The organism is Anaeromyxobacter sp. PSR-1, from assembly GCF_000964525.1.
In the GTDB taxonomy this organism is placed as follows: domain Bacteria; phylum Myxococcota; class Myxococcia; order Myxococcales; family Anaeromyxobacteraceae; genus Anaeromyxobacter.
In genome coordinates this window covers 1-1,900 of the sequence record NZ_BAZG01000333.1, presented here as the reverse complement: position 1 = coordinate 1,900, position 1,900 = coordinate 1, and the positions used below count along the sequence as shown (strand labels likewise).

Sequence of the window (1,900 nt, the reverse complement as noted above, 5' to 3'; positions counted from 1 at the left end):
GGATAGGATCGCCGCATGTCCCGCGTGCTGGTGGTGGACGACGAGCCCAAGCTCGGCCGCTTCGTGCAGGAGATGCTGGAGCTGGACGGGCACGAGGTGGTGCGCGCCGGCGGCGGGGCCGAGGCGCTGGCGCGGCTCGGCGAGGGCGCGTTCGACGTGGTGGTGACCGACCTGCGCATGCCGCATTTGGACGGGCTGGCGGTGCTGCGGGCCGCCCGCGCGCGCACGCCGCCGCCCGAGGTGGTGATGATGACCGCGCACGGCTCGGCCGAGAGCGCGGTCGAGGCGATGAAGGCGGGCGCGGCCGACTACGTCACGAAGCCGTTCCCCATGGACGAGCTGCGGCTGCGGGTGCGGCGCCTGGCCGAGCAGCGCGCCGCCGCGGCCCGGAGCGCCGGGCTGGTGGCGCGGCTCGCCCCGGACCTGGTGGCGGAGAGCGCGGGGATGCGCGCCGCGGTGGCGGCCGCCGAGCAGGTGGCGGCCACCGACGCGACCGTGCTCCTGCTCGGCGAGAGCGGCACCGGGAAGAGCCAGCTCGCGCGGCTCGTCCACTGGCGGAGCAAGCGCGCCGCCGGGCCGCTGGTCGAGGTGCACTGCGCGGCGCTGCCCGACACGCTGCTCGAGGGCGAGCTGTTCGGCCACGAGCGCGGCGCGTTCACCGGCGCGGCGCAGCGCCGGCCCGGCCACCTGGCCGCCGCCGACGGCGGGACGCTGTTCCTCGACGAGATCGGCGAGATCCCGCCGTCCACGCAGGTGAAGCTGCTCCGCTTCCTGCAGGACCGCAGCTTCGTGCCGCTCGGCGCGACCGCCCCGCGGACGGTGGACGCGCGGGTGGTGGCGGCGACCAACCGCGACCTCGCCGCGGCGGTCGCCGAGGGCGCCTTCCGCGAGGACCTCTACTACCGGCTCGACGTCTTCGCGATCCGCGTGCCGCCGCTGCGCGAGCGCCGCGAGGACGTGCTCCCCATCGCGGAGCGCCACCTGGCCGGCCACGGCGTGCCGCCGGAGCGGCTCGGCCCGGCGGCCCGCGCGCGCCTGCTGGAGCGCCCGTGGCCGGGCAACGTCCGCGAGCTGGAGAACGCGCTCGAGCGCGCGCTCATCCTGGCGGGCGACGGCGAGATCCGCGCCGAGCACGTCGCCCCCGGCGCGGCGCCGCGGGCCGGCGGTCGCGCCGCCGACCTGCTGGTGGAGGGCTTCGGCCTCGACGCGTTCGAGCGCGAGGTGATCGAGGCGGCGCTGGAGCGCGCCGGCGGGAACAAGACCCGCGCCGCGCGGCTGCTCGGGGTCACCCGGCGCCGCCTGTACTCGCTGCTCGCGAGCCACGGCCTCGCGGTGGAGGGCGGCGAGGGCTGAAGCGCTACCCGCCGCTCGTGGCCGCCGGCTTCGCGCCGAGCAGCGTGGCGAGGTCGCCGGGGTAGACCTTGCCGCCGTACACGTAGCTCGGGGTCCCGCGCACGCCGGCCTGGATGGCGCTCTCGATGTCGTCGGCGAGGCGCTTCTCGGTCTCCGGCGAGGAGAGGCACGCGTCGAAGCGCGGCACGTCGAGGCCGATCCGCCGGGCCAGCTCCCGCACCGGCGCCTTCTGCGCCTGGTTCCGGAACAGCGCGTCGTCCATCTGCTCGAAGCGGCCCTGCGCCTCGGCGCAGATGGCGGCGCGGGCGAGGTCGCAGGCGCCCACGTGGAAGGGCCGGGTGAGCTTCGGGTTGCAGGTGTCGTCGAGCGGGAAGTGGCGCCGCACCACCTTCACGTCGGGCCGGGACGCGAGGATGGGCTTGTTGGCCTCGTGGCTCCTGGCGCAGAACGGGCACTCGTAGTCGCTGTACTCGTAGAGCACGATCGAGCCGGGCGGGCCGAGCTTCGCGGCCGGCGCCGCGGCGGCGGGCGCGCCCGCGGACGCGGG

General features: G+C 76.9%; 2 protein-coding genes. One reads left to right on the top strand and one right to left on the bottom strand.

Annotated features, from left to right (window positions below; genetic code table 11):
* Positions 1–15: 15 nt before the first annotated feature.
* Positions 16–1,353: a sigma-54 dependent transcriptional regulator gene (locus PSR1_RS23120; RefSeq protein ID WP_059439628.1), complete on the top strand. Its 1,338-nt coding sequence runs from the start codon at positions 16–18 to the stop codon at positions 1,351–1,353.
* A 4-nt stretch (positions 1,354–1,357) separates the two neighbouring features.
* On the opposite strand, the gene PSR1_RS23115 is transcribed toward PSR1_RS23120, so the two are convergent.
* Positions 1,358–1,900 (bottom strand): DsbA family protein (locus PSR1_RS23115; protein WP_152643434.1); only part of this gene is annotated, 543 nt, incomplete at its 5' end.

Bases quoted from the DNA above. Each gene is read 5' to 3' on its own strand.
- PSR1_RS23120 (WP_059439628.1), top strand. From the start codon at position 16: ATGTCCCGCGTGCTGGTGGTGGACGACGAGCCCAAGCTCGGCCGCTTC.